The organism is Reticulibacter mediterranei (genome assembly GCF_016587455.1).
The window spans coordinates 3,596,292-3,608,719 of record NZ_BNJK01000001.1 but is presented as its reverse complement, the minus strand read 5'-3'; the positions used below and the strand labels follow the sequence as shown (position 1 = coordinate 3,608,719).

15 protein-coding genes and 1 pseudogene are annotated in these 12,428 nt (G+C 51.5%); 8 read left to right on the top strand and 8 right to left on the bottom strand.

What is annotated here, in order from left to right; translation table 11 throughout:
* Positions 1–10 precede the first annotated feature (10 nt).
* From K3T83_RS15415 to K3T83_RS15405, 3 genes are all read right to left on the bottom strand, one after another.
* Positions 11–1,003, bottom strand: a complete 993-nt coding sequence (locus K3T83_RS15415) for a carbohydrate ABC transporter permease (RefSeq protein WP_220203859.1) — start codon at positions 1,001–1,003, stop codon at positions 11–13.
* Between the two features lie 123 nt (positions 1,004–1,126).
* The gene (locus K3T83_RS15410) at positions 1,127–2,455 is read right to left on the bottom strand and encodes an ABC transporter substrate-binding protein (RefSeq protein WP_220203858.1); all 1,329 of its coding nucleotides are present in this window, start codon (positions 2,453–2,455) and stop codon (positions 1,127–1,129) included.
* Between the two features lie 338 nt (positions 2,456–2,793).
* Complete coding sequence (locus K3T83_RS15405) at positions 2,794–3,867, bottom strand: LacI family DNA-binding transcriptional regulator (RefSeq protein WP_220203857.1); 1,074 nt, start codon at positions 3,865–3,867, stop codon at positions 2,794–2,796.
* A gap of 536 nt (positions 3,868–4,403) precedes the next feature.
* Here K3T83_RS15405 and K3T83_RS15400 point away from each other — a divergent pair.
* On the top strand, positions 4,404–4,562 hold the full coding sequence (locus K3T83_RS15400; protein ID WP_220203856.1) for a hypothetical protein: 159 nt from the start codon (positions 4,404–4,406) through the stop codon (positions 4,560–4,562).
* Positions 4,563–4,595: 33 nt separating this feature from the next.
* Positions 4,596–5,020: pseudogene (locus tag K3T83_RS15395) on the top strand (cellulose-binding domain-containing protein).
* Between the two features lie 174 nt (positions 5,021–5,194).
* On the opposite strand, the gene K3T83_RS15390 reads toward K3T83_RS15395, so the two are convergent.
* From K3T83_RS15390 to K3T83_RS15375, 4 genes are all read right to left on the bottom strand, one after another.
* Positions 5,195–5,668, bottom strand: coding sequence for a hypothetical protein (locus tag K3T83_RS15390; RefSeq protein WP_220203855.1), 474 nt, complete (start codon positions 5,666–5,668; stop codon positions 5,195–5,197).
* Positions 5,669–5,688: 20 nt separating this feature from the next.
* A complete protein-coding gene (locus K3T83_RS15385; protein ID WP_220203854.1) occupies positions 5,689–6,453 on the bottom strand; it encodes a Nif3-like dinuclear metal center hexameric protein in 765 nt (254 codons plus the stop codon).
* 134 nt (positions 6,454–6,587) lie between these two features.
* Positions 6,588–8,042 (bottom strand): CCA tRNA nucleotidyltransferase, encoded by a 1,455-nt coding sequence (locus K3T83_RS15380; protein WP_236064903.1) that lies wholly within the window; start codon positions 8,040–8,042, stop codon positions 6,588–6,590.
* Positions 8,043–8,439: 397 nt separating this feature from the next.
* Positions 8,440–8,661: a helix-turn-helix domain-containing protein gene (locus tag K3T83_RS15375; protein ID WP_220203853.1), complete on the bottom strand. Its 222-nt coding sequence runs from the start codon at positions 8,659–8,661 to the stop codon at positions 8,440–8,442.
* Positions 8,662–8,813: 152 nt separating this feature from the next.
* Between K3T83_RS15375 and K3T83_RS15370 the strand changes: the two genes are divergently transcribed.
* The gene (locus K3T83_RS15370; RefSeq protein ID WP_220203852.1) at positions 8,814–9,131 is read left to right on the top strand and encodes a hypothetical protein; all 318 of its coding nucleotides are present in this window, start codon (positions 8,814–8,816) and stop codon (positions 9,129–9,131) included.
* Positions 9,132–9,227: 96 nt separating this feature from the next.
* Here K3T83_RS15370 and K3T83_RS15365 read toward each other — a convergent pair whose 3' ends face one another.
* Positions 9,228–10,022, bottom strand: coding sequence for a helix-turn-helix domain-containing protein (locus tag K3T83_RS15365; protein WP_220203851.1), 795 nt, complete (start codon positions 10,020–10,022; stop codon positions 9,228–9,230).
* Between the two features lie 208 nt (positions 10,023–10,230).
* On the opposite strand from K3T83_RS15365, the gene K3T83_RS15360 reads away from it, so the two are divergent.
* From K3T83_RS15360 to K3T83_RS15340, 5 genes are all read left to right on the top strand, one after another.
* The gene (locus tag K3T83_RS15360) at positions 10,231–10,458 is read left to right on the top strand and encodes a hypothetical protein (protein ID WP_220203850.1); all 228 of its coding nucleotides are present in this window, start codon (positions 10,231–10,233) and stop codon (positions 10,456–10,458) included.
* A gap of 9 nt (positions 10,459–10,467) precedes the next feature.
* On the top strand, positions 10,468–10,680 hold the full coding sequence (locus tag K3T83_RS15355) for a hypothetical protein (RefSeq protein ID WP_220203849.1): 213 nt from the start codon (positions 10,468–10,470) through the stop codon (positions 10,678–10,680).
* A 12-nt stretch (positions 10,681–10,692) separates the two neighbouring features.
* Positions 10,693–11,145 carry a hypothetical protein gene (locus K3T83_RS15350; RefSeq protein WP_220203848.1) on the top strand — a complete coding sequence of 151 codons (453 nt, stop codon included), beginning with the start codon at positions 10,693–10,695 and terminating at the stop codon, positions 11,143–11,145.
* Positions 11,146–11,284: 139 nt separating this feature from the next.
* A complete protein-coding gene (locus tag K3T83_RS15345) occupies positions 11,285–11,881 on the top strand; it encodes a glucosaminidase domain-containing protein (RefSeq protein ID WP_220203847.1) in 597 nt (198 codons plus the stop codon).
* A gap of 20 nt (positions 11,882–11,901) precedes the next feature.
* Positions 11,902–12,420, top strand: a complete 519-nt coding sequence (locus tag K3T83_RS15340) for a hypothetical protein (RefSeq protein WP_220203846.1) — start codon at positions 11,902–11,904, stop codon at positions 12,418–12,420.
* Positions 12,421–12,428 lie beyond the last annotated feature (8 nt).

Sequence of the window (12,428 nt, the reverse complement as noted above, 5' to 3'; positions counted from 1 at the left end):
CGCACCCTGACTAGGCGCCGTTGGTAGTAGAACGCCGGAATACCAGGAGAACCACGCCGGTCAGTATCAGCGTGATCAGAAAGACGACGACCGCTATTGCTGAACCATAGCCGTAGTTGTGATTGACAAACGCCTCCTGGTAGAGATAGGTCAGGAACATGGAGAGGGTATTGCGATATCCCAGCACGCTTGTAGACACGCCGATGGAGCCGGAGCCGCCGCCCGCGAAGATCAGGGGTGTGTCGAATACCTGAATATGTCCAATCAGCGTCATGATCATATTGAACACGATAACGGGCGTCAGGAGTGGCAACGTAATAAAACGGAAACATTGCCAGGGACCGGCCCCGTCGATGCGCGCCGCCTCGTAGTAGGATGTGGCGATACCCTTCAAGCCAGCCAGGAAGATCAACATAGTGCCGCCGACAAACCAGAAATTGACGAGGACCAGTGCGAACAGTCCCATGATGGGTTGATCATAGTTATTCAGCCAGTTGATCGGGCGAATATGGAAGATGCCGAGCACCTCGTTCATCAGGCCAAAATCGCCGGACTGGAAGACCTGGACGAACATTGAGCCAATTGCCACACCCACCATCAAGCTTGGTAGATAGAAGACGGTGCGGAAAAAGTGGTTGCCCGGAAATGCACGGTTGAGCAGAAGCGCCAGCCCCAATCCACCAACGATGTAGATGACGGTCGCCAGCACGACATAGAGCAGCATATGGCCTGTTGCGTCTCGAAATATCTGATCTTGAAAGAGCAGCTTTTGATAATTTTTCAGTCCAACCCATTGCGGGTCGCCGAATAGCCTGTAATCGGTAAAGCTATCGTAGAAGGTATTGACCAGCGGATACAGGTAGAACAGGAGGAAGCCGATGATCCAGGGCGAGATGAAGAGATAGCCCGAGACCCCTTCTTTATGGAGGAAGCGCCAGATCGGCCCTCTATCTTTCTGAGGAGGTCGCCTGTTGTGCGCCTCTGAGCGCGACAGCGTGAGCATAATATAGCTCCTTGTCAATTGAGTAATGTATCGCCTATGAAGATCGTACGTGCAAGAGGTGTGGGGACTCCTGCCGGGCAGCTGCCCGACAGGAGCGAATGGGTGCCAGAGTCAAGGGTTTGATTAAGAACTGGCGGCCAGATCTGCATTCCCTTTATCTTCCATCTGTTTGGCAGCCTGCGCTGGCGTCAGTTTACCGTTCGCCAGATCGGTTAAGATGTTGCCAAGATCGGTGCCAAACTGTTGATTGGGGGTCATGACGATTGGACCCCAGCCTTTGATTGCTGAAGTCAGCGTTGGCACATACTGCTGCGGTGTGATGTAGGAGTCCATTTGATTGAACGCTTCAGTATTGGAGGGCACATCGCTAATTTTCGCAAAGGTCTTATCAGGATCGGTTGAAGTGACCCATTTGATAAACTCCCAGGCCTGTTCGACGTACTTGCTGCCCTTATAAATGCCGAAGCTATTGGCGTTGCCCAGCGTGACCTGCTTGCCATTAACTCCGAAGATGGGCATTGCTCCGATCTTGTCCTCCAACTTCTGCTCCTGAATTTGCGCGAAGTCGAAGGCTCCTACACGGGCAAAGGCGACCTTATCAGTAAGCAGGCTATCGATGTCGCCACTGCCCCAGGGACCGTTGCCCTGTTCGGCGAATGGCGGGCTGAGGTGTTCAGTATAGATGCTCTGCCAGTGAGTCAGCCCTTTGATGCCCTCCGGGGTGTTGAGCGTCATCTTCTTAGGATTGACCGGGGTGTCGTAGACCTGGCCGCCCTCCAGTTGCACAAAGGCTGTCCACAACGGGTCCAGATCGCTGATATTGATGGCATACTGTGTGTATTTGCCGCCGGACTGCTTCACCAGTTTAGCCGCCATTTTCTTGAAATCGTCAAATTCCATCGGCTTGACTGGATCGGGGAAGGGGACGCCGGCAGCCTTGAGCATCGTTTTGTTATAGCCAATGAGCGGTACGTAAATACCAACCGGCAGCGAATATTGTTTGCCATCCCAACTACCGAGCTTCACCGCGTTTGCCTGGAGACCTTTCGTGACATCCTGATAGCCGGGCATGGTGCTAAGATCGTAGAGCGCACCCTGACTATAATAGGGGGCGGCCTGACCTCCGGCCATGCCGACGATATCGTAAGCGTTGCCACCAGCTACCGTTGTCTGGAGTTTGGACCAGTAGTTGGCCCAGGGCAGAATCTCGGCTTTGACTTTGATGTTGGGGTGCGTTTTCTCAAATTCTTTCACCCAGGCCAGCATCGCATTATCTTTTGTTGGCCCGTTGCTCCACCATCCGTACGTGATGGTGACAGGCCCAGAGGAACTACTGCTGTTACCACCACCGCTGCCACCACATGCTGCCAGTAAAGCGCCTGTCAATCCGGTTCCAACGACGGCCTGACTGCTGCGAGTAAGAAAGCGACGCCGCGTCATCGAAAAGTTCATAGTATGCACTCCTTCGTGTAAAAAATAGGTAAACGAAATCGGTGACTATCTATCAGGAAAACAACGCATGTATGAAATACCTGATATGCTTGCAGCTATCGTAGCTGATGAGAAAGCAAATATTCGCATTTTTCGATTGAGATGCCAGCCCGGGGTAAGACAACAACGCGCATTGCTGGCTATCTCTGTCTGTCTCCTCCTTCCTGTAGATGCCTCGTCGTTTCGTAGTCGCGCTGTTCCCACCACGATAGGCGAGAGACGAGCCGAGCGCGATAAATCGCGCGACTACGAAACGACGGGAGATTCCGATTCTGGCATAAAGTTGTTAAGATGCATCGTTACGTCGTCAGGCGACGAACCGAATCGCGCTCAACCAGTTCCACTTCCAGGATGCTGGCAACGCTCACTGCATCCATATCGGCGGCGCGGGCTACAAGATTCTTGACGGCAGTTGATCCCAGCGCTTCTTTGTTGACACGTATTGTTGTGAGGGCCGGGGAGAGATACTCGGATGTACTGATATCATCGAAGCCGATCAATGAAACGTCTTCGGGAACACTTTTTCCGGCATCGTGCAGAGCCTTGAGAACACCAATGGCGGTCGAATCATTGGCGCAAAAGATCGCCGTGCAAGGGATATTTTTTGCCAGGAGGCGCTGGCAGGCCTGATAGCCTCCCTCAGATGTCAGGTCGCCCGATTCGTAGAGTTCGTAGCGTACTGGAATGCCAGCGTCCAGCAGTGCGGTTCGATAGCCTGCGGCGCGTCGTTCGATAGGGTAGATCTGGTTGATGGGGCGTGGTCCTTGCAGCGTAGGACCGCCGATGAAGGCTATCTGTCGATGTCCGGAGTTGATCAAATATTCAACGGCTTCGCGCCCGCCCTCGAAATTGTCACAGAGGACGGCGTCAACGGAGATGCGCGGCACATAATTATCGACCAGCACCAGCGGCAACTTCGCCATCTGGATGATTTTCACCACCTCTGGCTCCGTTGGTCCAACCAGGAGAATGCCTCCCAGCCGCATGTCATAAATGGTACTCAGCAGCAGTTGTTGCGAATAGCTCACGTCGCCAATGGAGCGATAGGTCATTTTGATATTCGACTTGCGCGCTTCGTTTTCCGCGCCATGCAGGATGTGTGACCAGAACGGATTGACTCCCACGCTTCCCTCCACGTTTGCGTCGAGGTGAGAATAGTAGAGAAAGCCAATTTCTTTCAGGCCACGTGTGGGAGGACGTGCTGCATTGTCAGGCGTTGAGCGGCCATGATAGCCCAACTCTGAGGCCGCTTTGAGGACGCGCTGTCGAATCTCGTCTGTCACATTGCTATGGTTATTAAAGACGCGCGAAACGGTGCCGACCGAGACCTCGGCATGTGATGCTACGTCTTTGATAGTCACTGAACCAGCCATGTCCAACTCTCTCCAGATACGCTCTCGTTTTGCCTGCGCCGCAATCGCTCAATGAAACAGTTTATTGTTTCATTGAAATTCATCATAATATGCTGGCGTCGCTTTGTCAAGAGGCTCTACAATGAAATTTGTGTGAAAAATAGCCTGTTCCTATGTTATAGTCGAGCGATTTATCACGGAATTCCGCGATAAATCGCTCGACTATAACATAGGAGTGCTGTTAAAATTCCATAGTTTTAACAGCTTTATCTCTTTTATGCCCTTCTACCTGGTCAGTTATAGGTCACATGCTGAAAAATTCCACTGTTTCGCTTGACAGCGGCATCCTTCATTGTTCATTATTTCAGTGAACTTGGTGCATGTATCATTGAAATGAATGTTGCCAGGTGAGATGGTCTATGCACATAGCACATCCATTTTACCTGTAGCTGTCAAAGGAGAGTGCTACAAGCGAATTCAGTACGCTTGCCCAGACCCAAACACTTATCGATAAGTGTGTCAGCGATGCACATAACGTCGTTGAAAAACCGTTTGTCATGGGAGAGTATAACGTGATGGGCGTTGATCGCTCGGCGTGGTGGACTGGTATGCAGGGAGAGATTGAGAAAGATGATGGCGACGGCGACCTCTTCTGGTGGTATGAAGGCGGGCCAACCGATGTTGATCCCAACTACGGTGTGATGCAAGGCGCATAAGAACTGGCAGTTTTCCGTCAGCACTCAGCTAATATGCAGGCGAAAAGCGGCACCATTGGGACAACGCCAACTCCAACAACACCCACACCGTCACCAACAGCCTCTCCCACACCTTCGCCAACGCCTGTAACGGGGAGTAGTTGCAAGGTTCAATATACTGTTGCGAATCAATGGCCCGGCGGCTTCACGGCGAATATCACGATTACGAATACTGGCACAAGCTCCCTCAATGGCTGGACGCTGGTTTTCACGTTCCCTGGTAGCCAGCAGGTGATGCAGGGCTGGAACGGGACGTTTACGCAGCAGGGGCGCAGGTAACGGTCAAGAACGTCAGCTATAACGGCACGATTGCCGCTGGTGGTTCGGTTTCGCCTGGCTTTAACGGTTCCTGGACCGGCAGCAACGCCAGCCCGGCCGCATTTACGCTCAATGGCGGACAATGTAGCATAGCCGCATAACTGATTTTGCCATTCTTTCATCGCTTCGTAGTTGCGCGATTTATCGCGCTGGCACGACACCACGCGATAAATCGCGCAACTACGAAGCGATGGGATTCGCTTGCGTATATACTTCTTGATGTGAACAATAGAAATCTATAGATTTTCCACTGTTCTCATTCGTGGGCCACCGGTCTAGAATGGATGGCGGATAATCAGGAAGATGACGATCAGCAGAACGATGGCGACGGCAGTGCCGATGATGAAGTAGAGATTTTTATTGCCGAGCTTGAAGCCGCCGGAAGGCAGCGACCTCCGAATCTCCTGGCGCTTCTCTTCAACGCGCTGCTTCTTGCGTTCTATCTTCTTTTTACGCTTCTCCTGAGCATCCTGCATGCGCTCTGCTTCGTTCTGTGGACCAAGACCTTTGTTTACCATCTGGCGGCGCATTATGCGGTTCGAGTAATCTTGTTGTTGCTGCTGTGGATTGCTGCTGGTCGAGACGGGCTTTGGCATGGTTGATTTCGCGCCGGGTACTGCTGTGCCGCCGATGCGCTGTTGCCCGTTGCGCTTCCCCTTCCCTTTGTTGCGCGGCTGGCTGGTTGGTGCCGGGGTTGTTCTGGTCGCCTCATTGACCAGTTTTTGCTCAGGTGTTTTCTCTTTTGCCATATATAAGACCTCCGTTGTGCCTATACCGCGTTGGGTACATCACAGAAGAATGTTTCTACGCCAAACTGTGCTTGCAGCAGATCTCCTAGCGCCTGCACGCCGATCTTTTCGGAATTATAATGCCCTGCCGCAATAAAATTAATCCCCTCTTCCCGTGCAATCGCCTCGGTCGGCTCGCCAGTCTCGCCGGTCAAGAAGGTATCGCAACCGCGCGCTATCGCTTCCAGCAGATAGCCCTGACCGCCACCTGTGACCACGCCAAGCCGACGAATCGTGCGTGGCCCATAAGCATAGACTCGTGGCGAGGCACCAGATACGCTTGTAATCTGTTCGATCAGGTCGGGTAATATGTGCCGACCGGGGGCCGTGCCAATAGCACCAATCGCTTTGCCGCGCGCACTGCCCAGCGTAATCCCTTCCAGCGTGAAGCCGAGTTGTTTCAGCCAGAGCACATTGTTGCCTGACTCAGCATGGGCATCGAGAGGGAGATGATATCCTAATAAAGTAATATCATGCTCAAATAAAGTTTTGAGACGCGCCTTCATCATCGCACCGATCTCGCGTGGCATGTTCTCCCAAAATAAGCCATGATGCGTGATGAGCATATTCGCGTCTCCGGCGGCTGCCAGGCGAAAGCTTTCCAGATTGGCGCTGACGGCCAGCGCTACACGCTTGACTTCGGGGCGACCGATGACCTGCATCCCATTGGGACAATAATCTCTAAATGTGTCGATCGTAAGGTATGTGTTGAGAAACTGTACAATATCGTCGCGTAATGCTGTCATTTCTTTCTCCCTGGCACCCACCATATGGACGATTATTGAAAAATAAAAAGAGAACGAACGATTTATAGCGATGTTTCGGGTAAGAACAGCACTATTGTGCTGCTCTCGCATTGCTATAAATCAAAGGCACATGATCAGTCCTGTTTTTCTTGCTCTGCTAGCAATGTCCTGGCAATCTTCGTGGCTTCCTCTTTATCATCGGGCGCGAGTACACCATCGATAACCAGGCTCAGCAGATGCTCTTTGATGGGACGTAGCCAGGGACCGGGACCACGCTCAAAGAGTTGCATAAGCTCGTTGCCGTCGAGAGGACTCTTCAGCGGCACACGTTCGGCCTCCTCTTTCAAGCGCTGGCAGCGCTCGGCCAGTTCAGCGACACGGGCCACCGCACGCGTCACCTTGTCAACGCGATAGCTGGTGATATCTGCCCGCGAAAGGTCGAGCAGGTCGTGCAAATCGTCGTTGCTGTCCAGCATCAAACGTCGGACCGCGCCATCGGTCCAATCGGACAGGTAGGCGTTGGCGCGCATATGCAGGCGCACGATGCGTGAGACGCTTTCGATAAAGTCTCGGTCGAAATGGAGTCGTTTCAGGATATCGCGAGCCATATAAGCGCCAACGTCCTCGTGACCGAAGAAATGGACCTTATGATCTTCAACTGTACGCGTTCGTGGCTTAGCGATGTCGTGCAGCAAGGCGCTCCAACGTGTAGCCATGCGCGGCGAGGAACGTTCGACGACCCGCAGCACATGGGCGTAGACATCTTTCGAGGTCGCTGCACGGGGTTGAGGTTGCTGGCTCACGCCGCGCAGTTCCAGCACTTCCGGGATGATCCACTCTATCAATCCCAGCTCGACGAGCAAATCGAGACCTTTGGCGGGATGTTGCGAGAGGAGGAGCTTATTCATTTCGTCGCGAATACGTTCGCGGCTGATCTTCTGAAGCTTGTTTGCCTGACGAGCGATGGAGAAGCGGGTTTCCGCTTCGAGCGAGAAGTCGAGCTGGGCTGCAAAACGGACCGCACGCAGGAGACGGAGTGGATCTTCGTCGAAGCGCTTGTCCGGCTCATCGCCAACGGCCCGTAAGATATGTGCTTCCAGGTCGCGTCGCCCTCCAAACGGATCGATAATGTGGCCGTTTAGCGGATCGCGGGCCAACGCGTTAATCGTAAAGTCCCGACGGCGCAGGTCTTCTTCCAGATCAGTGCCGAAGCACACCTCTGGTTTGCGCGACTCCGGGTTGTAACGTTCGGTGCGGAACGTTGTAATCTCAACAATATTGGCATCATAGAGCAGGCGCACCGTCCCGAAGCGCTCGCCGACCAGAACGACGGCACCAGGTTTCGTGGGCGCGACCAGACGCTTAATCTCATCAGGATGAGCATCGGTCGCCAGATCCGCATCAGCGGATTCGCCACGATGAAGCAAGACATCGCGCACCGTTCCACCAACCATATATAGTTGTTTGTGCTGTGCGCGAAACTCATGCGCCAGCGTTGTAATAATATCTATCATGCTGTTATTGATATCTGCACTATGTATTTGTTGTGTTGCGTCGCGTGTCTGGAAAGCTGTCTTGGACCAGACCATACGGTATCCTTTTGCCTTCATATTACAATGGGACTATTGTATCATGTCGGATGGCTCCTATAAAGAGGATAGCGGCACAGATTTTCAGCGGCAGAGGTAAACAATGAAAAAACGACACACAGGAAATTTTCAATAAAGCTTTACCGTTATTTTATCATGCTTTAAGGTTCTCCTGCTATGCTTGTTTGCTGCTTTCATTTGGCTCTACAAGCCAATAGGAGAGTAGAAAAAATGAAGAGATATTTAGAACTTATCTGCGGGCAATTATAAGGTACTTTTGGTGTCCAACGGCTGCTCAAGCCATTTCTCTGACTATGGAAACACTTTGATTGTGGATCTTAAAAATGGCAAATGTCATTTGGCAAATGTCATTTGGCAAATGTCGTTTGATTTGGTCTTAGGTTTCCGGTTTAGTGTCTCCTGGCAGTTCCTCTATAAGATCACAAACGCTCACACCTAATGCTCGTGCGATTTTGTCGAGAGTTGTTGTTGTGACTTCTTTGTATGGGTTCTGATAAATGCGCTTGACGGTCATAAAGTGTATGTCTGCTGCGCGTGATAGAGATGATTGGTTGAACCCTTTTGCTTCTGCAATTTCTTTGATACGAAGTCGTATCATTGTTTTCTCCATGCCTATGATGAGCCATTTTATCAGTAGTAGCTTGTTGACAGTAGTAAGCTTGTGGGTTTAAACTGATAATAGTGCTATTCGGAGTTTGATCTTTAAAGTTCAGTCTGCTGACTGTGATTGGTATAGGAGGATGAAAATAGATGGCTGTGCCGATTTCGCAAAATGATGTCCTGGCGCTCCGGGCAATTCTTCAGTTTTATGGAGCATATCTTATGCAGAACAAGATGCCTTCTGCTAAACGGAGCGCTGATATGCTGATGCTCCAGGTGCTTCTCTTCAAGTTGTCCTACGCGAGTTCGGCGGACTTGCTGGTTGAAGAGTTAGAGTTGATGAAGGCTGCTTTGAGTGTCTTTATTTCTGAAGTTGGGCGTCGGATACCTGGGTCTAAAGGGCGTGATGGCGTGCTTGAGAGTTCTGAACAGCTTCTTTCTTATATCAATGAGTCGTTTACTGTATAGGGCTGGATAAAAGCCCTTGCCGTACCTTGTATTAAGGTCTGCAAGGGCTTTATGTTTGGTTGCTATTTGTGCAGTGTTAGCGGTTATTTTTCACCTCTAATTGCTTGCTTTCTTGCTTGTCTGTGGTGAGCCGTTTGTACCGCCCATCTCTGTAGCAAATTTGTTGATGAGTTTAGCTTGTTGGTCGCCTGTTGCGAGCGTATAGCCTTTTCTTTTGCCTTCATCCTGCGTTACGAGCAATTTGAACCCTAAGTCTTCCAGTAGATTTTGCCCTTCGGGAGTGGCTCCCACCGCATACCAGTTTTTGATGTCGTGTTGAATGGTTAGGGAAGTGGCCCATTTGATGGTTCTTTTAATAAGCTCGGCTCCTAATATTTTATCTTTTCCAAGTTTGCCGGTTGATATAACTTCTATCACCGGAACATAGACGGACAACTTGGGATCAGTCCATTTCTTCACTGCTTGTGGTGGAATATCTTTTTCTCTTATTTGCCCATATACGAGGTTTAGGGCTACTTCTTCATCCAGTGGCAAGAATGTTACCCAACCTAGGACTGTTTTGCCTCGCCTGAGGTTCATCGTGATATCATTGTTCCTCTTCCTCCACTCTAATACAGTTTTGAATGGTACAGTGTCTTCATCCTCATAGGGTCTATTTAGTTCTCGCTTGGCCCATGACTCAGCAACAGTTGATACAGAGAATGAAAGCGCGTTATCCTCATTTTGAAGGTTTACCTCTGCAAGAATGTCTATTGCTTCTTTGGGAAAGCGTATATTAGGCCGCTTCCCAACTGATGGTATTTCTCCATTTTGAGCATCCCGGTAAATTGTCCTGATAGACTTCTTTAATATTTCTGCTACTTCTTTTGCTGTATAGAATTCTTGTTCCATGTTTATCTCCCTTGTTCTCTTTTTTGCTATAGCTCATGTCTACTTAGTATTATACCTTGTCAATTGTCAATAGTAAAGACGACTTTTGGCAATTGGCAATTATACCCTTGACAAAACGAGTTTCTACAGTTTATAATTCGATTAGTGAATGTCACTTGGCAATTGGCAATTAACAAAAGTCACTTGTCGCTGTTGTAAGGAGGCAATTATGAATATGTTGGGAAGTCGTCGCGAACCTCAGCCGATTATCTTACCGATATCGAGGCGAGAGGCGGCATCTCAGATCACTGTTGTAGATCGTCCTGGTAGTGCTCATTCGCCTGCTCGCTGCGATCTTTGCGGCACGGCTTACGAGGTAGGTGCGCGGTTCTGCGGCGAGTGTGGAACCGGGCGGGAACGGCCTTCGTACACGCGTCTGGTTTCGTGCTCTCGTTAGGAGGTCTTCATGAAGCAGCATGAGGTTGTCTCAGCCGTTGAGCTGCTCAAGCAGTTGCATCAGCATCAATGGGTCCGTCCTGCTGGCTCGGTCTCGCTCTATCGCTGCTCGTTTGGTTCCTGTAACGCTCGGGCCGTTTGCCCTGGCTGTCAGAACCGCCTGGATATTGTCTCTGTAAAGCTGGCAGGTTTTTCTGTGTACTGGTGTCCGAAACATCGCTAAGGAGGTACATTCGTGTCTGATCGTCATTGCCCGCATATTCTTAATGAACAGGGAGAAACGCGTTACGTCGAGGTGTCGGCTTCCTACGGGCCGTCTGATGCTGTGTGGGGCCGCTATGATATCAACCGCTTGTTGGTGGTCTTTGATGCCGGGTCTGAAGTACGCCTGCGGCGGCAAGTGACTGGGGCTGATGAGGATGAGGTAAGCCTGACCTTCTCTGAGTTCGATGCCCTGATCGATCAATTCAATGATTACTGTGCAACACATGGGTATATCCCTGAGCCACCTGATGATGTGTTCTCGCCTGCTGCTCGGCCTGCTTGGGCTGGTCCTGCCGGTTCGCCCTGGTCGCAAGAGAAGCACTTGGAGGTCAGGGAGATCGGGCCTCTCTCTTTCGGGTTCGTGGACCTGGGAAAGTTGGCTCTTGCCCTCTTCTGGCTGCGTCTGCGTACCTGGTTGCTCTAACAAAGTGCCGGCTGAGGTCTGGTACACCTCAGTCGGCGGTTTGAGTTGTGGATCGCGTCTTCAGTCGCTAGGTTCCTCACTCGCCCTCTATTGTCGGCGGTGAGAGCCTGGCTGTCAAGTCAACAATGGAGGTCACATCATGGGTCGAGTGCTTGGCATCCTTTTCTTGCTGCTGGTTCTTTTCTTCGGACTGGCAATGATGCAAGGCGGCAAACCGGGGCAATCGATGGCCAGTCCCGCCGCTACCGCTGACAGTCTAGTAGGGCGTCCCTCTATTTCGGCTTCCTTTATCAACGAGGTGCTGATCGCCTGTCATTCTCCCGCTCATGGCAAAGGGCAAACGCTCTATGACCTGGGCGTGCAGTATGGCATCGATCCGGCCTGGCCGCTGGCCTTCTTTCTGCATGAAAGTTCCTGCGGCACACAAGGAATGGCCGTCATCACACATTCGCTCGGCAACTTGAGGTGCTTCTCTGGCAGTGTGTGCGTCAACACGGTTGGCAACTCCTGTCAGCCAGGTCAAAGCTGTTACGCCTTCTTTAGGAGCTGGGAACAGGGCTTTGAAGCCTGGTATCAGTTGATCGGTAACTACTACATCAAGCAACGTGGCTTGACGACGATTGCGCGAGTGATCCCGGTCTATGCCCCTGCTGCTGATGACAACGACGAGTCAGCCTATATCCGGGCGGTCACCTCTAGCGTGGCGGCCTGGCGTTCCGGGCGCGTCCTGGTCTAGTTGGTGGGAGGTGCAGGACGATGCCCTTTAATCCGGCCATCTATCCCGCCGATTGGAAACCCAACGGAAAGGAGAAGAAGCTCAAGGCGGGGAATGTGTGCGAGGGCTGCGGCGCTCCGAACCGGAGCATTGCCGAAAATTTGCAGACACATGAACCCTATATGGTGCATCTCTCGATTGCCCACAAGCGGCAATACGAGACCTGGAAGGAGGATGCAGAGACAATGGTGCTCTGCCAGCGCTGCCATCGTCGCTTTGACCGGAAGTTTCGGCGCAAAGGTGGCAGACGCTATCATACGCCGGTTGGCTATGCCTCAGTCTACATCGAGTATAAGGGACAACGCGTCCTGGTGGAGATGGCAAAAACGCTTGATGACCTGCGCGATGTGATTGCGGCCTTACCTGATCCGGTGGACATCGAAATTCAGTTAGTTGTCATTTTAGCGGTCGTGGGTAACGGCCATTATCGCAAAGAAGAGGGAGACCTGCTCACTATTGCAGAGTATGGTGCCTGCATTGGCCTGGCTCCCCTGATGTGAAGGAAAGG